Below are 22,824 nucleotides of genomic sequence, written 5' to 3' on the forward strand. Positions count from 1 at the left end.
CGGTTAGATTGTCCGAGCAATCGCGCAAAGTCTGGAGAACAACATGAACGCGATCCTCAAGAATTTCATCGCCGGCGAGTGGGTCGACGGCAGCGGGGTGACCCGCAACATCAACCCGTCCAACACCAACGACGTCGTCGGCGAATACGCCAAGGCCGACAAGGCGCAGACCGAGAAGGCGATCGCCGCCGCCAAGGCCGCCTTCCCGGCCTGGTCGCGCTCGACGCCGCAGGAGCGCTATGACGCGCTCAACAAGATCTCGGCGGAGATCCTGTCGCGCAAGGAAGAGCTCGGCCGCCTGCTGGCGCGCGAGGAGGGCAAGACGCTGCCGGAGGGCATCGGCGAGGTCGCCCGTGCCGGCCAGATCTTTGCGTTCTTTGCCGGCGAGGCGCTGCGCCTCACCGGCGAGAAGGGCGCCTCGGTCCGTCCGGGCCTCGACGTCGAGATCACCCGCGAGGCCGTCGGCGTCGTCGGCATGATCACGCCCTGGAATTTCCCGATCGCGATCCCCGCCTGGAAGATCGCGCCCGCGCTCTGCTACGGCAACACGGTCGTGTTCAAGCCGGCGGAGCTGGTGCCCGGCTCGGCGCATGCGCTGTCCGAGATCATCGCGCGCTCCGGCCTTCCCGCCGGCGTCTTCAACCTCGTCGTCGGCTCCGGCTCGGTGGTCGGCCAGACCCTGCTCGAGCATCCGGATGTTCACGCGATCTCCTTCACCGGCTCGGTCGGCACGGGGCGCAAGATCGCGCAGGCCTGCGTGCTGTCGAACCCGATGAAGAAGTTCCAGCTGGAGATGGGCGGCAAGAATCCGATGGTCGTGCTCGACGATGCCGACGTCAAGGTCGCGGTCGAAGCCTGTGTCAACGGCTCCTATTTCTCGACCGGCCAACGCTGCACGGCGTCCTCGCGCCTGATCGTCACCGAGGGCATCCACGACAAGTTCGTCGCGGCGATGACCGAGCGGCTCAAGGGCCTTGTGGTCGATGACGCCGTCAAGCAGGGCACCCATATCGGCCCGGTGGTCGACGCCAACCAGCTCGAGCAGGATCAGCGCTATCTCAAGATCGGCCAGGACGAAGGCGCCAAGCTCACCTGGGGCGGCGAGCTGCTCAACCGCGAGACGCCCGGCTTCTACATGCAGCCAGCGCTGTTCACCGAGGCCACCAACGCGATGCGCATTGCCCGCGAGGAGATCTTCGGACCGGTCGCCTGCGTCATCCGCGCCAAGAACTACGACGAGGCGCTGGCGATCGCCAACGACACCGAGTTCGGCCTCGCGGCCGGCGTCTGCACCACCAGCCTGAAATACGCCTCGCACTTCAAGCGCAACAGCGAGGCCGGCATGGTGATGGTCAATTTGCCGACCGCCGGCGTCGACTATCACGTCCCGTTCGGCGGCCGCAAAGGCTCGAGCTACGGCGCCCGCGAGCAGGGCTCCTACGCGCGGGAATTCTACACGACGGTGAAGACGGCCTACACCTTCCCGGTGTGAGCCTCGTCCGCCGTGAGCTAACAGACGGGCCGCATCGACGGTCCACTCCCTCTCCCCGTTCTTACGGGGAGAGGGGATGAAAGAAGGAAGTAGGCGGGCACGGCGCTCCGCGCCTTTGCCCACCCACCGGAGCGGAACGGAGCCAGCATGAACCAGCAGGTCGTCGCCAACCAGGAGCCCCGCATCATCAAGCTCAACGCGCGCGACAACGTCGCGATCGTGGTGAACGATTTCGGCCTGCCTGCCGGCACCAAATTTCCCGATGGCCTGACGCTGAGGAGCTTCGTCCCGCAGGGCCACAAGACCGCACTGGTCGACATCGCCGAGGGCGCGCCGATCGTCCGCTACGGCGAGATCATCGGCTATGCGAAGTCGCCGATCGCATCCGGCGAATGGGTGGACGAGGCTCGCATCGACATGCCTGAGGCTCCTGCCCTCGATCAGCTCGAAATCTCCACCGCGGTGCCGGGGCCGCTGCCGCCGCTCGAAGGCTACACCTTCGAAGGCTATCGCAATCGCGACGGCTCGGTCGGCACCCGCAACGTGCTGGGCATCTCGACCTCGGTCCAATGCGTCAAGGGCACACTGGAATTCGCGATCAAGCGCATCAAGAGCGAGCTGCTGCCGAAGTACCCGAACGTCGATGACGTCGTCGCGCTCACCCACGCCTATGGCTGCGGCGTCGCGATCACGGCGCCAGATGCCGTGGTGCCGATCCGAACCCTGCAGAACCTCGCACTGAACCCGAATTTCGGCGGCGAGATCCTGGTCGTCGGCCTCGGCTGCGAGAAGCTCGCGCCGGAGCGGCTGCTGCCGGAGGGCACTGAAGACTCGATCGTCCGCATGCAGGACGAAGCGTTCGACGGCTTCGGCGCCATCGTCGACGCCATCATGACCCAGGCCGACCGTCGCCTCGCCGACCTCAACAAGCGCAAGCGCGAGACCTGCCCGGCGTCCGATCTCGTCATCGGCCTGCAATGCGGCGGCAGCGATGCGTTCTCTGGCGTCACCGCCAACCCTGCAGTGGGCTTCGCCGCCGACCTGCTGGTCCGTGCCGGCGCCACCGTGATGTTCTCGGAGGTGACCGAGGTTCGCGACGCGATCCAATTGCTGACCCGGCGCGCCATCAACGAGGACGTCGGCCGCGCGCTGATCCGTGAGATGGACTGGTACGATTCCTATCTCGCGCGCGGCGGCGCCGATCGCAGCGCCAACACGACGCCCGGCAACAAGAAGGGCGGCCTCGCCAACATCGTCGAGAAGTCGCTGGGCTCGATCGTGAAGTCGGGCTCCGGTCCGATCCACGGCGTGCTGGCGCCGGGCGAGAAGGCCAGGCAAAAGGGCATGCTGTTCGCGGCAACGCCGGCCTCCGACTTCATCTGTGGCACCTTGCAGCTCGCATCCGGCATGACCTTGCAGGTGTTCACCACGGGCCGCGGTACGCCCTACGGCCTTGCGGCGGCGCCCGTCATCAAGGTCGCGACCCGCAGCGAGTTGGCGCGCCGCTGGAAGGATCTGATCGACTTCGACGCTGGCCGCATCGCCACCGGCGAGATGACGATCGAGGAAACCGGCTGGGAGTTGTTCAAGCTGATCCTCGAGGTCGCGAGCGGCCGCATCAAGCCGTGGTCGGATCGCTGGGGCATCCACAACGATCTGACCTTGTTCAATCCGGCTCCGGTGACCTGAGGGAGCGCTCACCCTGCCATGCCAATTGCCTCGCTCAAACCTCTCCCCGTCATTGCGAGCGAAGCGAAGCAATCCAGGGTCCCGCCCACCATCCTGGATTGCTTCGCTTCGCTCGCAACGACGCGTATGTTGAAGCAACGAGCCTAGACAACGAAGGCCGGGAGGAAGAGCCAGATGTCCAGCTTCAGCCGCTTCGCCGCGATTGCCGTAGCAGCCTTCCTCCTCTCCGCCGGCCCTTCCCGCGCCCAAGACGCCATCCCTGGTGTTCCCCGCGAGTTGCTCGAGGACATCGCGACCGGCAGCCGCATCCTCGCCGATCTCGGCGTCGTCGACGCCTTCGGCCATGTCAGCGCGCGGCATCCCACCAATCCGCACCACTTCCTGATGGCACGCTCGATCGCGCCGGCGCAGGTCACAGCCAATGACATCATGGAGTTCGACGAGAACGGCGAGCCGGTCGATGCGAGGAACCGTGCGGTCTTCCTCGAACGCTTCATCCATGCCGAGATCTACAAGGCCCGTCCGGACGTCAACGCCGTGGTACACACGCATTCGCCCGGCGTCGTGCCGTTCAGCGTCAGCCATACACCCTTGAAGCCGCTGTATCACAACGCCGCCTTCCTCGGCACCGGCGCGCCGGTATGGGACATCGGCAAGGAGTTCGGCGCCACCAACATGCTGGTCAGCAACAATGTGATCGGCAAATCGCTGGCGGCCACGCTTGGCGACAAATCGGTGGTGCTGATGCGCGGCCACGGCGACGTCGCGGTTGGACCGTCGGTCAAGGCCGCCGTGTTCCGCGCCTACTACACCGACGTCAATGCGAAGCTGCAGGCGCAGGCGATCGGGCTCGGCAGCGACGTCACCTATCTCAGCGCCGAGGAGGCCGCCAAGGCCGACGCAGTCAACATGGTGATCATGGACCGCGCCTGGGCGCTGTGGAAGCAGAAGGCGCAGTCGGCGAAATAGTCCCGGAGATTGGAGATCATTCCGGGGCAGCGCCGCCCCGGATTCCTGTGACGCGCCGAGCCCGCTGCACCGCGCCTTCCGTCTCGACATGGAGCGCGAGCGAGTGCGCGGCGTGCGCACGGAACTTTCCATTCCTTTTGCGGTATCGACCGACCACCCGTGCCGTACAGCGCCGGGCTTGCGCTGGCGCGATGTACCCTGCCGCAACGGCGTCCGACCTCTTTTTGCCGCAAAGCTGACACATCGCTTAACCTCTCGCGCCGTCATGATTCCTACAGGCTCACCCCGCGGATGCCCCTGCATTTTCCTCGTCTTGCTGCCTTTGCGCTCGGTCTCTTCCTGGGTACGCCCTGCCTGGCTCAGCAGCCGATGCCGGTGACGAGCTCGCCGGAGGAGCGGCCCGACATCGATCTCTACGCGCTGATGTCCGGCACCTGCCGGACCGCGAAGGTCGACGGCCGCGAATTTTCCTGCAAGACGGTGGCGTTCTTTCACAGCGAGAAGGGGCGCGCCCATTTCACCGTCGCGCTCGACGATCCCGCTGACGAGAGCCACATCATCGCGTTCTCCGGCATCAATGGCCGCAGGTCGATCCAGAACGTCTACGAACTGCCGATCGACAGGATGCTGCTGAATTCCAAGCATCGCCCGAAGGTCGATGGCATTCCGGTGCCGGTGACGAAGAGCTCGGCCGGCATGTGCCGTCAGGTCGGCAACTTCGCGATGCTCAAGGTCACGAGCGTGACCTGCTCCGCCAAGGACGACAGCGGCCGCGCCTATGAGCTGCAGTTCGTCTCCGACGGCACGCCCATCACCTTGCGCCGGGTGCGCCAGACGATGACGAACGCCGAGCACAATCCCTATGAATGAGCGCGTCGCGATTGCGGCGACCGCGCGCATCCGCGTCGCCTGACGCGCATCTGCTCCAATCCGCATCTCGAACAGCCATGAACATGAGGGCGCGTTCTCGCGGCAGATGATGCCCGAGGCTTACGATCCGTCTCGCCCTCGGAAGTGCAAAGGGCGCAGGGAATGCCGGGTGAAGGCCTCACCCATGGCCCGCCTGCGGAAAGAAATGCAGGCGGCAGGTACCACAGGCAAAGCCGGTTCAACCCGGCATTCCCTGCGCGATGGTCTTCACGCTTATACGCAGTCTCCCTGGTGCGCCGGGCTTGTTGGCCACCATTGCGACAATGCACTCGCGCGCATTGCGCGTGATACCAGCATCGGGGTATCAGGACGCTGCGACTTCACGTCCGCGCATCGCCGTTCGTCCGCACGCCTGACAGCATGCTGCGGCAACAGCGCGGCCATCGCATCCCCACCTCGCGTGTCGTGACGATCGCGCGCTACGCCCCTCTGCGGTGAGGCGGGATGCGCTACCAAAGCACGATTTTCGAAAAAACGAAAGAAGAAAATGCAGGCGCGCGATCGGTCGTCAAGAGCGCGTTGAACGAACTGAACAAAATCCAGACCGGCGCGTTGCGCGCGACACGCAAGCGGAGCCTCTGTGTAGATTCCCGGAAGCTCATGGCCCTGCTGATTTGCCCGACGTGCCGGCTCGGCCACACTCGCGGCATCGATGATGCTCAGCGCGGGCGCGCCGCCGCGCCCAGGATGTCCTGGGTGGCGCGCCCGAGCCGCCTGGCGGCATCGGCGAGATCCTTCGCCGCAAAGCCCGAATAGCCCAGGATGAAACCGTCGGGCCCGCGCTGCACGATCCGCGCATCCGACAGCAGCCGGCATTCGATGCCGGCGCGGTCGCGGATCAGTTTCGCCGTGCCCTTCGGCGCTGCCGGCGGCAAGGTCGCCAGCAGATGCAGTCCTTGCGACGGCGCGGCCAGTTGCAGGCTGCCTTTGCCGTGCTTGGCGAGCGCCTCGGCGACGACGTCGCGCGCCTGGCGATAGCGCGGGCGCAGCCGCCGCATGTGGGCTGCGAGCACGCCGTCGGCCATCAGGTCGGCCAGAGCGTCCTGCATGAAGGCCGGAGGAAACCGGTCCTGCGCCGCGCGCGCAGCGACGACCCGCGCGACCAGCGCCGGCGGCACCACGAGGTAGCCGAGCCGCAGTCCCGCGAACAGCGTCTTGCCGAAGGTGCCGAGATAGATGACGCGCTCGCCGCCGATTCCGGCCAGCGCCGTCAGCGGCGGGCCGGCAAAGCGGTACTCGCTGTCGTAGTCGTCCTCGAAGATGTAGGCGTCCGCCCTGCGCGCCCAGTCGAGCAGCGCGATGCGCCGCGCCATGCTCATCGCAACGCCGGTCGGAAACTGATGCGATGGCGTCACGTAGGCGGCCTTGGCCGCCATGTACGCCGCCTCGCCCGAGCTCACTATGATTCCTTCATCATCGACGGGCACCGGGACCAGCTTCGCGCCGGTCGTCCTCAACGTATGGCGCGAGGCGACATAGCCCGGATCCTCGAACCAGACGGGATCGCCCGGCGCAAGCAACGCGTCGATGCACAGCCGCAAGCCATGCTGGGTGCCGCTCACGATGAGAATGCAGCTTGGGTCGCAGCGTACGCCCCGACTGGCGGCAAGGTAGTGCGCGACCTGGCTGCGCAGATGCAGGCTGCCGCGCGGATCGCCATAGCCGAGCTCATCCGGCGCGGCGCGGGCGATGCGGCGACGGCTGGCCGCGGCGAGTCGCCGCAAGAGCACGGGATCGACCAGCGTGCAGCCGAGCGCGAACGGCCGGCGCGGCGGAATGCGGATGTCCAGCTCGGCAACTGGTGCGGCGACCTGCGGTGCGGGCAGCCGTGCCGCGACATAGGTGCCGGCGCCGTGGCGCGCCTCGACCAGGCCATCCGACAGCAGCGCCTCATAGGCTGCGACGATCGCGTTGCGGCGAACACCGAGCTGCTCGGCGAGCCCGCGCGTCGAAGGCAGACGAAGGCCGGGCGCGAGCAGGCCGTCGACGATGCCGGTGCGCAGCGCGCCGTGCACCTGCCGCGACTGGCTGCGGATGGTGCGGTCGAGCCGGATCGGCAGCGCCAGCACGTCGTCGCGGCGCCGCGAAGTGGTTGTCTGCTTTCGCATCGAAGTGGAACTCCCGGCAACCACTTTGCCATGGCATGACGTCGACGGAAACAGGAGACTGACGATGTCCGAGCAACAGATGCCGAGCTATCCCGTCGACGACACCAACCGGGTCAAGCGGCGGCATCAGCGCGCCCATTACGATCATGCGACCGTCCATGCCCTGCTCGACTCCGCAACGCTGTGCCACGTCTCCTATGTCATCGACGGCCAGCCCTATTGCACGCCGACGCTGTATTGGCGCGAGGCAACGACGCTGTATTGGCACGGCTCGAGCGCCAGCCGCATGTTGCGCAGCCTGTCCGAGGGACAGCCGGCCTGTCTCACCGTCACCCATCTCGACGGCCTGGTGCTGGCGCGCAGCGCCTTCCATCACTCGGCTGACTATCGCTCGGTGATGGCGTTCGGCCATGCCCGGCTGATCGAGGATCAGGCGGAGAAGGAGCGCGCGCTGGTGATGATGGTCGATCGGCTGTTTCCCGGCCGCACTGCGAGTCTGCGCCCGACCACCGAGCAGGAGCTCAAGGCCACGTCGGTCGTGACCATGGAGATCGAAAAGGCATCGGCGAAGATCCGCGCCGCGGGCGTCATCGACGATGAGGAGGACTACGCGCTGCCGATCTATAGCGAGCGCATTCCGGTGCAGACCCTGATCGGGTCGCCGGAGCCCGATGGCCGATTGCCGCCGGGCGTCACCCGTCCCGCGACGCTGTCAGGTTTCAGCGCCGGACGGCGGCTCGATGAGGCGCTGACGGAGGCGTATGCGACGAGCTATCCGGCGGGGTAATGCGCGTAGCTACCACGCGATCCGAGGGTGCCTTGCGCAACCCTGGATCGCCTCGTCGCTACACTCCTCGCAATGACGATCGGAGCAGGCGTAGCGCCACTTTCCGTCATCGCCCGGCTCGACCGGGCGATCCGGTACGCCGAGACGGCCGTGATGGCATCGAGAGCAGCGGCGGACTGGATATCCCGCTTTGGCGGGGTATGACGATGGAACTGCAAACGCGCTGGCTCCCCGGCCGTCATCGCGAGCGCCAGCGAAGCGATCCAGGGCCGCATGAAAGGTCTGAATCGCTTCGCTCGCAATGACGACGGAACGAAGCCTGCCTACCGCTCGATCATCCTGTTCCAGCGCGTATTCCATTCGGGGCGCCTGGCGTTGATGACGTCCCAGTCGAGCGTGATCGCGCTCTTCATGTAGCCGTGGAAGGTCGCGAGCTTCTGCTCGGCCGCCGGCGTCGTGGCTTTCGCGGTGGTGTTGGACGGCACGATGTTGCCGGCGGCCAGCGCCTTGGCCTGCGCTTCCGGCGACAGCAGATAGGCGGCGAGCTTCTGCGATAGCTCCGCTTCCGAGTTGTTGGCGATGACGCATTCGGCGACCATCAGCACGACCGAGCCTTCCTTCGGCTGCGCATACTCGACCGGGATGCCCTTCTCCTTCAAGGTCGACACCGCGGTCGGCGTCAGCGGGAAGATCGCGGCCTCGCCGGTCTGCACCATCTCGGAGATCTTGGCCGAGTTCGGAATGTATTCGAGCACGTTCTTGCCGATCGTGTCGGGAAACGCCTTGAAGCCCGGCCCGACATTGGCCTCGCTGCCGCCGTTGATACGGTTGATCATCAGGAAGGCGTGCAGGCCGAAGGTCGAGACCGAGGCCGACTGGAACACGACCTTGTCCTTGAACTTGGGATCGGCGAGATCGAGCCAGGAGGTCGGCACCGCCCAGCCCTTCTCGTCGAACAGCTTCTTGTTGTAGGCAAGGCCGGTCATGCCGATGTCGATGCCGGCGGCGATGTCGTCCTTGAGTCGCGCGAACGGCTCGAGCTGGCCGAGCGCCTCGCTCGGCTTCAGCTTCTCGCACAGACCAAGGCCGGCGGCGCGGATCATCACGCCGTCGTCGAGAAACATCACGTGCATCTGCGGCTTGTCTTTGGCCGCGATCGCCTTGGCGAGGATCTCCGACGAGGTGCCGGGCACGACGACGATCTTGACGTCGTTGGCCTTCTCGAAGTCCGGAAACACCGCCTGCGTATAGGTGCGCTCGAAATTGCCGCCGTTCATGCCGACATAGAGCGTCTTGGTTTCCGCATGCGCGGCCGATGCAGCGAGCATGAGTGCAAAGGCTGGGCCGAGCGTGGCGCGAGCATCGATCATGGCGAGGTCTCCTTCGATCCTGTCGTCATTGCTGCTTGAGAGGCATCGCCCGGCTGCGATGCGGGTGAGAAACGAGTGATGGCGAAGGCCGCGATCGGCGTCGAGGTCTCGCCGTCGCGCACCAGCTCGGCCAGCACCTCGCCGACCCCCGGCGCGATCTGGAAGCCGGCGCCAGAGAAGCCGAAGGCGTGGACGAGTCCCGGCGTCGTCGCGCTCGGCCCGATCACCGGATTGCGGTCGGGCATCGTCGCCTCGGTGCCGCTCCAGAACCGGATCGCCTGGGCATGGCGCAGCGGGCCGAACAGCTCGCTGGCGCGCTGCATGATGGCAAGCACGCCGTCGCTGCGCGGGCGCGAATAGTCGGGATCGGCGAGCGGCGCGGCGCGCTCGCCGCCGACGACGACGTTGCCGCGCGTAACCTGCCGCGCGTAGATGCCGCCGCCCTCGATGCCGATGTTGACGCCGAGAAATAGATCGAGCGGCTCGGTCACGATCATCGACGGATAGGTGCGCTCCAGCGGCACGGGCTCGTCGAACGCGCGCGCCAAGCCGTCGGCCCAGGCGCCGGCGCTGTTGATCACGGTACGCGTCCTGATGGCGACGTCACCGGCTTCCAGCGCAAAACCCTCGAACGTCCTGGTGGCGCCCGTAACCTCCGTGTTCTCCAGCACCTCGGCGCCGGCGCGACGCGCCGCTGCGGCGAAGGCGGTGGCGACCAGCCGTGGATTGGCGTGGCCGTCGCCAGGACAGAATGAGCCGCCCACGACGCCGCCCGCGATGCCGAAGCGCTCGTGCAGTTGATTGTGGCCGATCAGCTCGAGAGCGAGCCCGAACGGCGCGACCTCGGCGGCGTAGCGCTCCAGGCTCGCCATGTCCGCAGGCGTCCGCGCGAGCTTGAGATGGCCGGAGCGCAGGAACTCGCCGTCGATGCCGATGAGCTGCGCGAGCCGCGGCCAGATCGCATGCGCCCGCTGCGACAGCGGCAGTTGCTCGGGCGGGCGGCCCTGGCGGCGCACGCCGCCATAGTTCACGCCGCTCGCCTGAGCGCCGCAGAAGCCCTTGTCGAGCAGCGTGACGGAGAAGCCCATGCCGCGCAGCACCAGCGCGGCGGAGCTGCCGACCAGCCCGCCGCCGACGATCGCGACATCGCAGTCAATGCGCCGGGTCATGCCGCCTCTCGTCGAGCGACAGGCTGGCAGCCAGCGGGATCGGCTTGATCGGCGCCTGCGCGCGCAGCCGGCCGACAGCGCCGATGTCGCGGCGCGTCTGCGCAGCCAAGAGCTCCGCGGCGGCCGCGCCGCACATGCGGCCCTGGCAGCGGCCCATGCCGATGCGCGTCACCGCCTTCAGGCGATTGATCTCGGTGAGCGAGAAATCCCTGATCGCGCGCCGCGCCTCGCCGGCATCGATCTCCTCGCAGCGGCACAGCAGCGTGTCATCGGCGATGTCGCCCGCCCAATGCGATGGATAGGGAAAGGCGGCTTCGAGCCCATCGCGCAGGCGATCGATCCGCGCCAGCGCATGTTCGAGGGTGGCGGCGCGCACCGAATCATGCGGCAGGCCCCGATCCTCCAACAATGCCAGCGCGGCCCGCTCGCCGGCGGCTTCCGCGGCATCGGCGCCGGCGATGCGGGCGCCGTCGCCGGCGAGGTACACGCCCGCGATGCTGCTGCGGCCACTGGCGTCGCGAACCGGACGATGCGCGCGGTCGCGCGCATCGAAGCCAAAGGCGCAGCCGGCGAGATCAGCAACCTGAGTCTCCGAGCGCAGACCGAGGCCGTAGCCGACGCCGTCGCAGGCGATCGCGTGTTCGCGCCCGCCAGCCCGATAGACGATGCGCGCCACCCTGCCCTTGCCCTCGATCCGGAGCCGGGAGACGCCGAACCGCACGCGCGTGCCGCGCAGCGTCAACTCCACCGCCATGCGCAACCCACGCAGCACGATGCCCGGCGCGAGCGGCAACGCGCGCAGCAGATTGAGCTTCGCAGACAAGGGCGCCGCGTCGAGCACGGCGGCAACGTCGACGCCGGCCTTCATGTATTGCCAGGCGACCAGATAGAGCAGCGGGCCGGAGCCAGCGAACACCACGCGCCGGCCGATCGCACAGCCCTGCGCCTTCAGCGCGATCTGCGCGCCGCCGAGCGTGAACACGCCCGGCAGGGTCCAGCCGGGGATCGGCAGCACGCGATCGGTCGCCCCGGTCGCGAGGATCAGCCCGTCATAGCTGACCCGCCGGCTGATACCCCCACGCAAGATGTCGGCCGCGCCGTCGCGCAGATTCCACAGCAGCGTGTTTGACTGATAGTCGATTGCGGAGCCGAGCGCCGCAAAGTCGTGATGCAGCCGCGTGGCCTTCGAAGCCTCCGAGCCGTAGCGCGCCGTGGCATCGCGGCCGTCGGGACTCAGCGGCTGGCGATAGATCTGGCCGCCGCAGGCGTGGCCTTCATCGACCACGATCGGCCGCAGGCCGGCCGCGACCAATGTCATCGCGGCGCGGATGCCGGCCGGGCCGGCGCCGACGATCAGGGGCGATGCGCGCTCAGCCATGGCCGCGCCCTCGTCGTGTGATGATGTCCATGCCTTCGGTAAGCGGCGTCGTGCAGGCGCGCAGCCGCTCACCGCTCGCGAGCTGCACCCAGCAGTCCTGGCACGCGCCCATCTGGCAGAAGCCGGCCCGTGGCGCGGCGGAAAACTCGCTGTAGCGAAGCCGGTCGACCTGGCAGAGCATGGCCGTCAGCACGGTGTCGCCGGCGCGGCCGACGCAGGGCACGCCATCGATCGCGAAGGAGATGACGGCGCTGTCGTTGCGGACGAGACGATGCAACAGCGGCATGGTGTCAGCCCTGCCCCACGAGGATCTTGTCGAGGCCGAAGATGCGGTCGAGCAGCAGCATCGCCGCCGCCGTCACCGCGATCATCAGCGCCGATACGGCGGCCATCATCGGATCAATCGATTCGGTCGCGTACATGTACATGCGCACCGGCAGGGTGATCGTGGCGGGCGAGGTGATGAAGATCGACATCGTGAGTTCGTCGAAGGAGTTGATGAAGGCAAGCAGCCAGCCGCCGGTGATGCCGGGCAAAATCATCGGCACGGTGATGCGGCGGAACACGATCCAGCCGGAAGCGCCCAGGGTCACCGCCGCCTGCTCGGCGCTGAGGTCGAGGCCGGACAGGGCGGCCAGAACCAAGCGGAGCACATAAGGCGTGACGACGACAATGTGACCTGCGGTCAGCCACGGCAGGCTGCCGGTGGCGCCGAGCAGCGCGAACAGCCGCAGCAGCGCAACGCCGAGCACGAGATGCGGGATCATCAGGGGCGACAGGAACAGCGCGTTCAGCGCCGCGCGGCCGCGGAAGTCGTAGCGATCGAGCGCGAGGCCGGCGGCGACCGCGAGCACGACCGCAATCGTCGCGGCTGTTGCGGCAACCCACAGGCTGTTGAGGAAGGAGGCGACGAAATCCGGATGCGCGAACACGGCCGTGAACCAGCGCAGCGAGACCTGCGTGGTCGGCAATGTCAACGTGTTGGCCGGCGTGAACGCGACGAGGCAGATCACGATGAGCGGCGCCAGCACGAAGCCAGTGACGAGCGCATGAAAGACCAGGGCGATCGGACCGTTGTGGCGCATGCCGCTCACCCCAACATCCGCCTGGCGCGCGCCTCGACGACGCGCTGATAGGCCAGCATGATGACGAGATTGATCACCAGCACGAGAATCGCGATGGCGGCCCCCAGCGGCCAGTTCAGCTCGTGCATGTATTCGTCATAGACCAGCGTCGCCGCCATCTTCAGCCGCCGGCCGCCGAGCAGCGCGGGGATCGCGAAGGCCGAGGCCGAAAGTCCGAACACCACCAGGCTGCCCGACAGCAGCCCCATCGTCACCTGCGGCAGCACTACGCGGCGCAGCGCCGTGAAGCGCGAGGCGCCGAGCGTCCAGGCGGCGGCCTCGACCATCGGATCGAGCTTCTGCAGCGAGGTCCAGACCGGGATGACCATGAACGGCAGCATCACATGGACGAGCGCGATGACGATGGCCGTCTCGGTGTAGAGGATCCTGACCGTGCCGAGCCCGAGCGCACGGAAGGCCTCGTTGACGAGGCCCGTGGGGCCGAGCAGCATGCTCCAGCCAAAGGCGCGCACCACGACCGAAACCAGCAGCGGGCCGATGATCGCGAGCAGGAACGCCGAGCGCCAGGGCTCGCGCATGCGCGCCAGGATGTAGGCCTCGGGCGCGCCGATCACGGCGCAGATCAGCGTGGTCAGCGCGGCGAGCCGCAGCGTGCGCCAGAAGATATTGAGAAAGTAGCCGTCGGAGAGGATGCCGATGTAGTGCGCCAGCGTGGTCTCGTCCTTGACGCCGGTCGCGGCGTCATAGACGTGGAACGACAGCGCCAGGGTGAGCCCGAGCGGCACGACCACCAATGCGGTGAACAGCAGCGCGCCCGGCGCCGCCAGCAGCCATGGTGTCGTCGCGCGCGTGCCGCTCATGCCGACTGCGCTCCGTCGGGCTTCGACGCGCGTGCGCTGGCGCTGCTCCAGGCGAGACCGACCTGATCGCCCTCGCACGCCGGCTCCTCGCCCGCATTGGGCAGGGCGACGCCGATCAATCCGGCGGGCGTCTCCACGGTGAAGAACCAGGTGCTGCCGAGGAAAAAGCGCGCTCTGATGCGGCCGTCGAGCACGCCGGCGCCGGGAGTTGTCAGGCCGATCTTCTCCGGCCGGATCGCGAGCACGGCGGCCGTGCCGTCGGTGAGGTCAGCCCCCTCGCACGGCAGCAGGCGCCCGCCGATCTCGACGCCCCCGTTGCGCCGCACGCCGGACAGCCGGTTCATCTTGCCGACGAAGGAGGAGATGAACGGCGTCACCGGATTTTCGTAGAGCCGATAGGGCGCGTCGATCTGCATGATGCGGCCCTGCTCCATCACCACCACGCGATCGCTCATCGACAGCGCCTCGCTCTGGTCGTGCGTCACCATGATCGTGGTGGTGCCGACGCGCTGCTGGATGCCGCGCAGCTCGAACTGCATCTCCTCGCGCAGCTTGGCGTCGAGATTGGACAAGGGCTCGTCGAGCAGCAGCACCGGCGGATCGATGACGAGCGCGCGCGCCACCGCGACGCGCTGACGCTGCCCGCCGGAGAGCTGGCGTGGATAGCGGTCGGCGAGCGCGGCGAGTTGCACCAGCGCCAGCGCCTGTTTGACGCGCGCCTCGCGCTCGGCCCTGATCACCTTGCGCATTTCGAGTCCGAAGGCGACGTTCTGCGCCACCGTCATGTGAGGAAACAGCGCGTAGCTCTGGAACACGATGCCGAGGCCGCGGCGATCGGGCTTCTCGTGGGTGATGTCGCGACCGTCGAGCGTGATGCGCCCCGACGTCGGCTCGACCAGGCCGGCGATCATCTGCAGCGTCGTGGTCTTGCCGCAGCCGGAGGGGCCGAGCAGCGAGATGAACTCGCCCTTGGCGACGCTGAGATTGACGTCGCTGACCGCAGCGACATCGCCGTAGAGCTTCGTCAAACCGTCCAGCGTCAGGAAACCCATGCGTCCTCGCGCGGGAGGCTTCCTGTCATCGCCCGGGATTGCCGCCCTGGGGCTCTTTCATGCCGGCGGGCCACGCAGACGGTCAATCATGAATTCCGATATCCTGAATTTATCTATCTGATATTCTGCTATATGAAATCCATGTGACGAATTCGACGCCAACATTCACCGATCAGATGACGACAGCCGACACCGATTCGTCCTCCAGCCTTCGCCGGGCCCTGAAGCTGCTCCGCATCCTCGCCGAGGGCGACCCCGACGGGCTGCGGCTGAAGGACATCGCGGAGACCGCGGGCTGCAGCCAGCCGACCGCGCACCGCATGCTGCAGGACCTCGTGGCGGAGGGCTTTGCCGAGCAGGCCGCCGGCAAGCGCTATCGCCTGGCGCTCGACTTCTACGTGCTCGCCGCACGCGCCGGCCAAGCCAGCGGCCTGCGCGAGGCGGCGCGGCCGGCGCTGCTGCGGCTGTCGGCGACCTTGAGCGACACGATCTTCCTTTTGGTGCGCAACGGCTTCGATGCGGTCTGCCTCGACCGCGTCGAAGGACCGTTTCCGATCCGCTCCTTCACCGGCGACATCGGCGGCAAGGTGCCGCTCGGGCTTGGCCAGGGCAGCCTCGCGATTCTCGCCAACCTGCCCGAGGACGAGCAGGAGGCCGTGATCCGCTTCAACATCCCGCGCCTGCTCGATCGCGGCTTCCTCGACGAGGCCTCGCTGCGCAGTGCGCTGGCGCAGGTACGCGCGCAAGGCTGGGTCAACACCAGCACCGGCCTCATTCCCGGCATGGCCGGCGTCGGCGTGCCCGTGCTCGACGCGCAGGGCCGCGCGGTGGCGGCGCTCAGCGTGGGCACGCTGGCGGAGCGGCTGAACGCGGACCGGCTGCCGCATGTGGTGAAGATCCTGCAGGGCGAGGCGCAGGTGCTGGACGGCAAGCTCAACCCGTTCGACGTGGCTTTGCGCTATCCATCACGGAGCTTGAGCACGATCGGGGGAAGCTGATTCTTCTCTATCGCAACCACCGTCATTCCGGGGCAAGGCCGCAGGCCTTGAACCCGGAATCCCGACGTTGCCTTGCGTTCGTTTCCAACAATCTCGAGATTCCGAGCTCAATCGCGCACACGCCGTCGCGTGTGCACGATTGCCCCGGAATGACGCCAAGTCCTCTTGTGCTGTCCAACCGAGACAACCGCCTAGGTCACCCACTCCGCGCGGATGCCGCCCCTCGCTGCTCCGCGCTCGGGCTCCCGCCAGGAGAACGTGAACAACCCCATCGGCTCGACCTGTTCGAGCTCATCGCGGGCAATGTCGCGCGCGATCACGACGATGAAGGGCGCCGGCGGTTTCTCGGCCGTCAATTGCCGCGGCGGCGAGAACACCGTGCCGACACTTTCGACCAGCAGCGGCCGCGGCGCCTCGTGGATCTTCACCAGGCCCTTGATCCGCAGCAGGCGCTCGCCGAGCCGGCCCGCGACGTTGTCCAGCCAACTGGCGAGATCGGCATAGCCGATCTCATGGCGCGGCCGGACCAGGCAGAGCGCGAGGCGCGGATGCGCGGCGGCGAGATCAGGCGCGACGTCGCGCAGCGGCGGGGACGCCGTAAGCGGCGCAAAGGCCGCCGACACCACAGCGGCGCGATCCGCGTTGGCGACGGCCTTCGCGACTGGATTGAGCTGCGCGATCACCACCGGCGCATCGGTCAGCCCCTCCGGCGCAAGATCCGCCTTGGTTGCAATGATCCGATGTGCCGCGGCCCATTGGGCCGCGGCCTCCTCGAACGTCGCGACGTCCAGGCCGCGCGTGAGATCGTAGGTCGCGACGACGGCGACGCGCATGCGGTGCTCGGCCAAGGTCGCGAGCTGGCGCAGCACCGGTCCTGGCATCGACAGGCCCGAGGTCTCCAGGATGATCCGGCGCAACGGCGGCAGGCCGGCGGGCCGCGGCGCCATGATCAGGCGGTCGATGGTGAAGGCGAGATCGCTGCCGACCTGGCAGCAGACGCAGCCGTTCGACAGCATCGCCAGCGGCACGTCATCGCCGCTCTCGCGCAGCAGCACGCCATCGAGCCCGACCTCGCCGGCCTCGTTGACGATCACGGCCGTGTCGGACGCCGTCTCCGCGCTCAGCACGTCGCGCAGCAGCGACGTCTTGCCCGATCCGAGGAAGCCGGTGAGGACGAAGAAGTCGATGATGCCGACGCTCATGGCGCCGCGGCATCCTTGTCTTTGTCCTTGGTCGCGTATTTCTCCGGCACGTCGCTCTCCCAGCTCGCCTTGACGAGCTCACGGACGTCGGCGAGCAGCTCCTCGGTGTCGTAGATGATGCCGTCCTTGATCGTGAATTTCAGGCCGCGATGCCACTCGACTGCATTGGTCGCATCGTTGAAGCGCATCGCGCCGGTGCCGTAGAGCAGCTTGAAATCGGTCAGCGGATTGTGGTCGTGGACCAGCATGTCGGCGCGCATGCCGATGTCGATGGTGCCGATCTCGTCCTGCAGCCCGCAGAGTGCTGCGCCCTGCGATGTCGCCGAGCGGATCACCTCCAGCGGATGGAAGCCCGCCTCCTGCAGCAGCTCCAGCTCACGGACATAGCCGAAGCCGAAGATCTGGTAGATGAAGCCGGAATCCGAGCCGGTGCAGACCCGGCCGCCGCGGTTCTTGTACTCGTTGATGAACGCCATCCAGAGCCGGTAGTTCTCCTTCCACTCGATCTCGTTCTGGGTCGACCAGCGATACCAGTACGAGCCGTGGCCGCCGCGCTGCGGCGTGAAGTAGTCCCACATCGACCTCCAAGTGTACTCCTTGTGCCAATAGGCCTGGCGCGCCCGCATCAGGTCGCGGTTGGCGTCGTAGATCGTGAAGGTCGGCACGAAGGTGAAACCGATCTCCAGGAACTGCTCCAGCACCTCGTTCCACTTGGCCGAGCCGGGCTCGGCGCCCTGCTTGAACATCTGCCCCGAGACCGAGAAGCGGAAATATTCATCGGTGTAGTTGTAGTCGAGCGGGAAGTTCTGGATCACGCGGTCTTCGAACAGCGCCTCCGGCAGGCCGTAATAATGCTCCGCGCTCGTCAGGCCCCACTTCGCCGTGGTCAGCGCATTCATGCGCGACACCGCCATCTGGGCGTGATGGCAGCCGGTGCGCAGGCCGATCTGTTTGCACTCGTCGAGCGCGGCTTCCATGATCGCGGGCGGCGCGCCGAAGAACTTGATGCCGTCGGCGCCGCGCTCCTTGACCTGACGCAGCCAGGTGCGCCCCTGCTCCGGCGTGTAGATCGTCTTGACCATGTCGTTGACGGCCGGGAAATAGGCATAGGCGAGCAGCCGCGGCGCGGCGATCGTGTTGTTCTCGGCGCGCTCTTTCTGGTCGAGCATCCAGGACAGCCCGTTCATCGAGCCCATCTCGCGCACCGTGGTGACGCCATGCGCCAGCCAGAGCTTGTAGACGTAGTCGACCGGCGGCACCCAGCCATTGGCGGAGTGATAGGCAACGCCGGCATGGGCGTGGCAGTCGACGAAGCCCGGCGTCACCCATTTTCCGCGACAGTCGATCTCGTGATCGGCCGGTTCGCCAGCGTTGCCGGCATAGCCATAGCCGACGACCTTCTTGATGCTGACGATACGCCCGTTCTCGACGATGATGTCGACGGGCCCGATCGGCGGCGCGCCGGTGCCGTCGATCACGGTCGCGCTGCGCAGCGCCAGCCGCTTGAACGGCCCGATCCCGCGATCCCGCGTCGTCGCCTTCGGCACGATCGGCGCCGCGCCCTTGTTCCGGATGAAGGCGAGCTCATCGCCAGGGAGCATCTGTTCCGTCACGACGGCGTGTCCTCCATTTGAGACCGTAGGGTGGGCAAAGCGCAGCGTGCCCACCATGCGTCTGCTTTCTTCCAAGATGGTGGGCACAGCGCTGCGCGCCTTTGCCCACCCTACGCATCGTCTTCCCGTCATTGCGAGCGGAGCGAAGCAATCCAGGGCCAGGAAGCAAGTCTGGATTGCTTCGTCGCTGCGCTTCTCGCAATGACGCCGTCTACCGTCACCCCGCCCTGTACTTCCGCGCGAACGCGACGCTGCCGAACACCGTGAAGGCCATGGTCACCGCCAGCAGCATGAAGGCGAGGGCGGCGCCCATCGGCCAGTTGTTGCCGCGCACGAACTGGTCGTACACGGCAGGCGCCATCATCTTGAATCGCGGGCCGCCGAGAAGCACCGCCGTTGCATAGGTGTTCATGCACAAAACGAACACCAGGATCGAGCCGGCGGCGACGCCGGGACCCGACAGCGGCAGGATCACCCGCCAGAACACGCGCGCGCCGGAGGCGCCGAGATTGGCGGCGGCATATTCGAGGTCGCGGGGGATGCTCTCGATGACCGCGGACAGCGTCAGGATCATGTAGGGCAGCACGACGGCGATGATGCCGATGATGACCGCCTTGGTCGTGTACATGATCTCCAGCGGCGCGGAGATCAGGCCGAGCTTCATCAGAACCGTGTTGACGAGCCCGTCGCGCGCGAACAGCGCCATCCAGCCGGCCGAGCGCACGACATTGCCGACCAGCAGCGGAAACAGGGTCGCGATGACGACCAGGCTCTTCCAGCGGCTCTCCATGCGGCCGAGCCAATAGGCCGCCGGAAAGGCGAGAATCAGCGTGAGCAAAGTACACAGCAGCGCGATGCCCAGCGTGGCCAGGATGATCTGCTGGTAGTACGGATCGGTCGCGGCCTTGACGTAGTTGTCCGGCGACAGCGCCTGCACCATCAGCTGGGTCGGGCTGAACTGGTTGAGCGAGATCCGGAACATCAGGATCATCGGCCCGACCAGCAGCGCCAGGACCAGCAGACAGGCAGGAACGACCAGCAGCGCCATCGCGCGAGCTCCGATTGCAGATAAGCGGCGCATCGGCCGCGTGCTCCTGCGGCCGGTGCCGCAGGAGCGAGGTTTTGAGGCTCAGGCCTTGAACTCCTTGTTCCAGAAGTCGAGCGTGCGCTGCGCACGCCCGGCGGCGTAGGCATAATCCGGCTTCAGCAGCCGCGCGCGCTCGGCCTCGGTCAGGCTGACCTGCTTGGCGAGATCCTCCGGCAGCGGCGCATCGGTGACCGTCGGGACATAGCCCATCTTGTCGGCGAAGCCGCCTTGCGCCTTGGCGTCCAGCATCGCGTCGAGATAGGCGAAACCGCCGGCCTTGTTCTTGGCGTTCTTCGGCACCGCGGCCTGGAACACGATCGCCGGCGTGCCTTCCTTCGGCACGACATGGGCGAGCGGAATGCCGGACTTCTTCCACATGAAGCCGCGGGCAAGCCACATCGTGGTGATCCAGACCTCCTCCGACTTCAGCGCCGCCGCCAGCGCCTCGTTCGAAGGATAGATCTTCACGTCGAGCGAGCGCCATTCCATCAGCTTCTTCTCGGCCGGATCGAGATTGCTGACGCCGCCGCCGCCGGCGAGCGCCGCGGCCAGCGTGTTGTTGGGATAGAGGATGTCGGCGAGACCGATGCGGCCGCGCCATTTCGGATCCCACAGATCGGCGAAGGATTGCGGCGGCGTCTTCACCTGGTTGGTGTTGTAGAGGATGACCTGCGCCGAATAGATGTGCGGGATCGCGATGTCGCTCTTGAGCTCCGGGAACACCTTGTCGAGCCGCTTCACCTGGGCTGCATCGACCTTTTCGAACACGTCCGACTGCGACACGATGTAGGTATCGTTGTCGGACAGGCACGACACGTCCATCGAGCCGCGGCGACTCTGTCGCTCGGCCAGCAGCTTGGTCTTGCGCGGATCGGCGTTGGCGACGTCCTGCACGATCTCGAACCCCTTCGGCGTCATGATCGGCTTATCGATGATGTCGGAGAGCAACTGGCCGTAGTCGCCGCCCCAGGTGCCGACCACGACCTGTCCGCCTTCGGCGCGGGCAGTGGGCATGCCGGAGGCCAGCGCGGCGACGCCGGCGCTGGCGGAGAGAAAATGTCGTCGCGAAATCATGGGAGAACCTCTCGCTGTGGATGGATGCGTTACGAAGATGTCTGCGGCACGAGACGCGGGACCTTGCGGTCCCACTGCAGGGACACGGGATCGTTCGGTTTGAGTGTTGCCAGCGGCTCGCTCGCGTCGGGCGTTGGCCTGACGGCCACCAGCGTCTCGTCGCCGATCGCCACCACATATTCGCTCTGCGCGCCCATATAGGTGATCGCCAGCACGCGGCCGCGCACCTCGCCGGACTCACCGGCCACCACTGCAATGCGTTCAGGCCGCAGCGCGAAAGCATCGGCATCGTCGCGCTCGCCGCTGGCGACATCGACCGGCAACAGCAGGCCGCCGCTGGTACGGAAGTTATTGGCGTCCGCACGCCGACCCGCCACGATGTTGCAGCGACCGACGAAGTCGGCGACGAACGCATCCTTCGGGGAATCGTACAGCTCCTGCGGCGTGCCGATCTGGCGGACGCGGCCGCCCTCCATGACCACGAGGCGGTCGGCCATGGTCAGCGCCTCCTCGCGGTCATGGGTCACCATCAAGGTGGTCAGGCCGAGCCGTTGCTGCAGCGCGCGGATCTCGAGCCGCACCTCGGCGCGCAGCTTGGCATCGAGGTTGGACAACGGCTCGTCGAGCAGGAAGATGCGCGGATTGACCACCAGCGCCCGTGCCAGCGCGACGCGCTGCTGCTGGCCGCCCGACAATTGCCGCGGCAGCCGGTCGGCGAGATGCGACAGCCGCACCAGCCTGAGCGCCTCCTCGATCTTCGTCTTGCGCTCGGCCGCACTGATGCCGCGCATCTCCAGGCCAAAGCCGACATTGTCGGCCGCGCTCATGTGCGGAAACAGCGCGTAGGACTGGAACACCATGCCGGTCGCACGCTTGTAGGCCGGCAGATGCGTCACGTCCTCGCGGTCGAACAGCACGCGGCCGCTCGTGGGCGGCAGGAAGCCCGCGACCATGCGCAAGGTGGTCGTCTTACCGCAGCCGGAGGGTCCGAGCAGCGCGACCAGCTCGCCCTCGCCGACGGCGAGATCGAGCCCCTCCACGCCGATCGACGTCCCGAAGCGCTTGGTCAGCTTCTCCAGGGTGAGCTGCGCCATCACACCACCCGCGACAGCTTGACGAAGCGGTCGGTCACCACCATCAGAATTCCAACCAGCGCGATCTGCACCGTGGCGACCGCGGCGAGCGTCGGATCGATACGGAATTCGAGGTAGTTCAGCATCGCAACCGGCAAGGTGATCCGGCCGGGACCGACCAGCAGCATCGACAGATCGAGATTCTCGAAGCTCTGGATGAACGAGAACATCGCCGCCGCGACGATGCCGGAGCGCATCATCGGCAGGGTGATACGGCGGAACACCGTGAACGGGCTGGCGCCGAGATTGGCGGCGGCCTCCTCGGCGGCACGGTCGAGCCCCTGCAGGCTGGCGACCACGAGCCGCACCGTCCACGGAATCGCCAGCAGCGTATGCGCGGCGACGAGGCCTTCCGTAGTTGCCTTGATGTCGCGGTCGAGCAGGTCCTCGGCGAGCACATAGAACATGTAGAGGCCGGAGCCGGCGACGACGCCGGGCACGGCCAGCGGCGCCAGCAGGAACGACGACAGCGCCTGGCGGCCACGGAACTCGCCCCGCACGATGGCAAGCGCCGCCGCAGTGCCAATGGGCACGCCGATCGCGGTCGCGAGCAGCGCGACCTGGAAGCTGGTCACGAGGCCACGCAGAAATTCCGGCTTGCTCAGCGCGTTCGAGTACCATTTCAGCGACAGGCCCGGCGGCGGAAAGCTCACGATCTCCTGCGCGAAGAAGCTGGTCACGACGATCATGACGACGGGCGCGAAGATGACGGCATAGGCTGTGACGATCAGTGTCCGCACTGCGAAATGGCCGAGTGATATTTGTCCCGTAAAACGGAACGGCATTGCAGACACCTCAACAAACAGATCAGCAACTTGTGCGGCGGCA

The 22,824-nt window shown here is 66.9% G+C and carries 20 protein-coding genes; 6 read left to right on the plus strand and 14 right to left on the minus strand.

Annotated features, from left to right (window positions below; translation table 11 throughout):
- The first annotated feature begins 43 nt into the window (after window positions 1-43).
- The 4 genes from QX048_RS24040 (at window position 44) to QX048_RS24055 (ending at window position 5,020) form a co-directional block, all read left to right on the plus strand.
- A complete protein-coding gene (locus QX048_RS24040; protein WP_315713556.1) occupies window positions 44-1,492 on the plus strand; it encodes an aldehyde dehydrogenase family protein in 1,449 nt (482 codons plus the stop codon).
- Between the two features lie 147 nt (window positions 1,493-1,639).
- Window positions 1,640-3,181 carry a galactarate dehydratase gene (gene garD, locus QX048_RS24045; protein ID WP_315825340.1) on the plus strand — a complete coding sequence of 514 codons (1,542 nt, stop codon included), beginning with the start codon at window positions 1,640-1,642 and terminating at the stop codon, window positions 3,179-3,181.
- Between the two features lie 174 nt (window positions 3,182-3,355).
- Window positions 3,356-4,150, plus strand: coding sequence for a class II aldolase/adducin family protein (locus tag QX048_RS24050; protein WP_315825341.1), 795 nt, complete (start codon window positions 3,356-3,358; stop codon window positions 4,148-4,150).
- A 291-nt stretch (window positions 4,151-4,441) separates the two neighbouring features.
- Entirely contained in the window at window positions 4,442-5,020 is a 579-nt protein-coding gene (locus QX048_RS24055) for a hypothetical protein (RefSeq protein WP_315825342.1), read from the plus strand.
- A 719-nt stretch (window positions 5,021-5,739) separates the two neighbouring features.
- On the opposite strand, the gene QX048_RS24060 is transcribed toward QX048_RS24055, so the two are convergent.
- A complete protein-coding gene (locus tag QX048_RS24060) occupies window positions 5,740-7,188 on the minus strand; it encodes a PLP-dependent aminotransferase family protein (protein WP_315825343.1) in 1,449 nt (482 codons plus the stop codon).
- 64 nt (window positions 7,189-7,252) lie between these two features.
- On the opposite strand from QX048_RS24060, the gene QX048_RS24065 reads away from it, so the two are divergent.
- Window positions 7,253-7,975, plus strand: coding sequence for a pyridoxamine 5'-phosphate oxidase family protein (locus tag QX048_RS24065; protein WP_315825344.1), 723 nt, complete (start codon window positions 7,253-7,255; stop codon window positions 7,973-7,975).
- A 323-nt stretch (window positions 7,976-8,298) separates the two neighbouring features.
- Here QX048_RS24065 and QX048_RS24070 read toward each other — a convergent pair whose 3' ends face one another.
- From QX048_RS24070 to QX048_RS24100, 7 genes are read right to left on the minus strand one after another with little or no spacing between them, the layout of a single operon-like run.
- Window positions 8,299-9,345 carry an ABC transporter substrate-binding protein gene (locus tag QX048_RS24070; protein ID WP_315825345.1) on the minus strand — a complete coding sequence of 349 codons (1,047 nt, stop codon included), beginning with the start codon at window positions 9,343-9,345 and terminating at the stop codon, window positions 8,299-8,301.
- The gene (locus tag QX048_RS24075; protein WP_315825346.1) at window positions 9,342-10,514 is read right to left on the minus strand and encodes an FAD-dependent oxidoreductase; all 1,173 of its coding nucleotides are present in this window, start codon (window positions 10,512-10,514) and stop codon (window positions 9,342-9,344) included. The genes QX048_RS24070 and QX048_RS24075 overlap by 4 nt, the downstream gene beginning before the upstream one ends.
- Window positions 10,498-11,892: an FAD/NAD(P)-binding oxidoreductase gene (locus QX048_RS24080; RefSeq protein ID WP_315825347.1), complete on the minus strand. Its 1,395-nt coding sequence runs from the start codon at window positions 11,890-11,892 to the stop codon at window positions 10,498-10,500. Before QX048_RS24080 ends, QX048_RS24075 begins: the two co-directional genes overlap by 17 nt.
- Window positions 11,885-12,178: a (2Fe-2S)-binding protein gene (locus QX048_RS24085; protein ID WP_315754390.1), complete on the minus strand. Its 294-nt coding sequence runs from the start codon at window positions 12,176-12,178 to the stop codon at window positions 11,885-11,887. The genes QX048_RS24080 and QX048_RS24085 overlap by 8 nt, the downstream gene beginning before the upstream one ends.
- A 4-nt stretch (window positions 12,179-12,182) precedes the next feature.
- Window positions 12,183-12,977 (minus strand): ABC transporter permease, encoded by a 795-nt coding sequence (locus QX048_RS24090; protein ID WP_315825348.1) that lies wholly within the window; start codon window positions 12,975-12,977, stop codon window positions 12,183-12,185.
- A gap of 5 nt (window positions 12,978-12,982) precedes the next feature.
- Entirely contained in the window at window positions 12,983-13,837 is an 855-nt protein-coding gene (locus QX048_RS24095) for an ABC transporter permease (RefSeq protein ID WP_315825349.1), read from the minus strand.
- Entirely contained in the window at window positions 13,834-14,889 is a 1,056-nt protein-coding gene (locus tag QX048_RS24100) for an ABC transporter ATP-binding protein (protein WP_315713567.1), read from the minus strand. Before QX048_RS24100 ends, QX048_RS24095 begins: the two co-directional genes overlap by 4 nt.
- A 176-nt stretch (window positions 14,890-15,065) precedes the next feature.
- Between QX048_RS24100 and QX048_RS24105 the strand changes: the two genes are divergently transcribed.
- Complete coding sequence (locus QX048_RS24105) at window positions 15,066-15,887, plus strand: IclR family transcriptional regulator (protein WP_316200747.1); 822 nt, start codon at window positions 15,066-15,068, stop codon at window positions 15,885-15,887.
- A gap of 191 nt (window positions 15,888-16,078) precedes the next feature.
- Here QX048_RS24105 and QX048_RS24110 read toward each other — a convergent pair whose 3' ends face one another.
- The 6 genes from QX048_RS24110 to QX048_RS24135 form a co-directional block, all read right to left on the minus strand.
- Entirely contained in the window at window positions 16,079-17,089 is a 1,011-nt protein-coding gene (locus QX048_RS24110) for a CobW family GTP-binding protein (protein WP_316193648.1), read from the minus strand.
- Window positions 17,086-18,690: an amidohydrolase family protein gene (locus QX048_RS24115; RefSeq protein WP_410052181.1), complete on the minus strand. Its 1,605-nt coding sequence runs from the start codon at window positions 18,688-18,690 to the stop codon at window positions 17,086-17,088. The genes QX048_RS24110 and QX048_RS24115 overlap by 4 nt, the downstream gene beginning before the upstream one ends.
- 229 nt (window positions 18,691-18,919) lie before the next feature.
- A complete protein-coding gene (locus QX048_RS24120) occupies window positions 18,920-19,750 on the minus strand; it encodes an ABC transporter permease (protein ID WP_315754404.1) in 831 nt (276 codons plus the stop codon).
- Window positions 19,751-19,831: 81 nt separating this feature from the next.
- Entirely contained in the window at window positions 19,832-20,863 is a 1,032-nt protein-coding gene (locus tag QX048_RS24125) for a PotD/PotF family extracellular solute-binding protein (RefSeq protein WP_315754406.1), read from the minus strand.
- 29 nt (window positions 20,864-20,892) lie between these two features.
- Window positions 20,893-21,957: an ABC transporter ATP-binding protein gene (locus QX048_RS24130; RefSeq protein ID WP_316174327.1), complete on the minus strand. Its 1,065-nt coding sequence runs from the start codon at window positions 21,955-21,957 to the stop codon at window positions 20,893-20,895.
- Entirely contained in the window at window positions 21,957-22,781 is an 825-nt protein-coding gene (locus tag QX048_RS24135; protein WP_316174329.1) for an ABC transporter permease, read from the minus strand. The genes QX048_RS24130 and QX048_RS24135 overlap by 1 nt, the downstream gene beginning before the upstream one ends.
- Window positions 22,782-22,824 lie beyond the last annotated feature (43 nt).

The sequence above is a fragment of the Bradyrhizobium sp. SZCCHNS30572 genome (assembly GCF_032484415.1).
Classification (GTDB): Bacteria; Pseudomonadota; Alphaproteobacteria; order Rhizobiales; family Xanthobacteraceae; genus Bradyrhizobium.

What these genes read in the sequence shown, in the direction of transcription:
- QX048_RS24100 (WP_315713567.1), bottom strand. Translation starts at nt 14,889, where the DNA reads ATGGGTTTCCTGACGCTGGACGGTTTGACGAAGCTCTACGGCGATGTC.
- QX048_RS24095 (WP_315825349.1), bottom strand. Translation starts at nt 13,837, where the DNA reads ATGAGCGGCACGCGCGCGACGACACCATGGCTGCTGGCGGCGCCGGGC.
- QX048_RS24065 (WP_315825344.1), top strand. Translation starts at nt 7,253, where the DNA reads ATGTCCGAGCAACAGATGCCGAGCTATCCCGTCGACGACACCAACCGG.
- QX048_RS24040 (WP_315713556.1), top strand. Translation starts at nt 44, where the DNA reads ATGAACGCGATCCTCAAGAATTTCATCGCCGGCGAGTGGGTCGACGGC.
- QX048_RS24110 (WP_316193648.1), bottom strand. Translation starts at nt 17,089, where the DNA reads ATGAGCGTCGGCATCATCGACTTCTTCGTCCTCACCGGCTTCCTCGGA.
- QX048_RS24075 (WP_315825346.1), bottom strand. Translation starts at nt 10,514, where the DNA reads ATGACCCGGCGCATTGACTGCGATGTCGCGATCGTCGGCGGCGGGCTG.
- garD (WP_315825340.1), top strand. Translation starts at nt 1,640, where the DNA reads ATGAACCAGCAGGTCGTCGCCAACCAGGAGCCCCGCATCATCAAGCTC.
- QX048_RS24120 (WP_315754404.1), bottom strand. Translation starts at nt 19,750, where the DNA reads ATGGCGCTGCTGGTCGTTCCTGCCTGTCTGCTGGTCCTGGCGCTGCTG.
- QX048_RS24055 (WP_315825342.1), top strand. Translation starts at nt 4,442, where the DNA reads ATGCCCCTGCATTTTCCTCGTCTTGCTGCCTTTGCGCTCGGTCTCTTC.
- QX048_RS24050 (WP_315825341.1), top strand. Translation starts at nt 3,356, where the DNA reads ATGTCCAGCTTCAGCCGCTTCGCCGCGATTGCCGTAGCAGCCTTCCTC.
- QX048_RS24085 (WP_315754390.1), bottom strand. Translation starts at nt 12,178, where the DNA reads ATGCCGCTGTTGCATCGTCTCGTCCGCAACGACAGCGCCGTCATCTCC.
- QX048_RS24135 (WP_316174329.1), bottom strand. Translation starts at nt 22,781, where the DNA reads ATGCCGTTCCGTTTTACGGGACAAATATCACTCGGCCATTTCGCAGTG.
- QX048_RS24130 (WP_316174327.1), bottom strand. Translation starts at nt 21,957, where the DNA reads ATGGCGCAGCTCACCCTGGAGAAGCTGACCAAGCGCTTCGGGACGTCG.
- QX048_RS24090 (WP_315825348.1), bottom strand. Translation starts at nt 12,977, where the DNA reads ATGCGCCACAACGGTCCGATCGCCCTGGTCTTTCATGCGCTCGTCACT.
- QX048_RS24125 (WP_315754406.1), bottom strand. Translation starts at nt 20,863, where the DNA reads ATGATTTCGCGACGACATTTTCTCTCCGCCAGCGCCGGCGTCGCCGCG.
- QX048_RS24105 (WP_316200747.1), top strand. Translation starts at nt 15,066, where the DNA reads ATGACGACAGCCGACACCGATTCGTCCTCCAGCCTTCGCCGGGCCCTG.
- QX048_RS24060 (WP_315825343.1), bottom strand. Translation starts at nt 7,188, where the DNA reads ATGCGAAAGCAGACAACCACTTCGCGGCGCCGCGACGACGTGCTGGCG.
- QX048_RS24080 (WP_315825347.1), bottom strand. Translation starts at nt 11,892, where the DNA reads ATGGCTGAGCGCGCATCGCCCCTGATCGTCGGCGCCGGCCCGGCCGGC.
- QX048_RS24070 (WP_315825345.1), bottom strand. Translation starts at nt 9,345, where the DNA reads ATGATCGATGCTCGCGCCACGCTCGGCCCAGCCTTTGCACTCATGCTC.
- QX048_RS24115 (WP_410052181.1), bottom strand. Translation starts at nt 18,690, where the DNA reads ATGCTCCCTGGCGATGAGCTCGCCTTCATCCGGAACAAGGGCGCGGCG.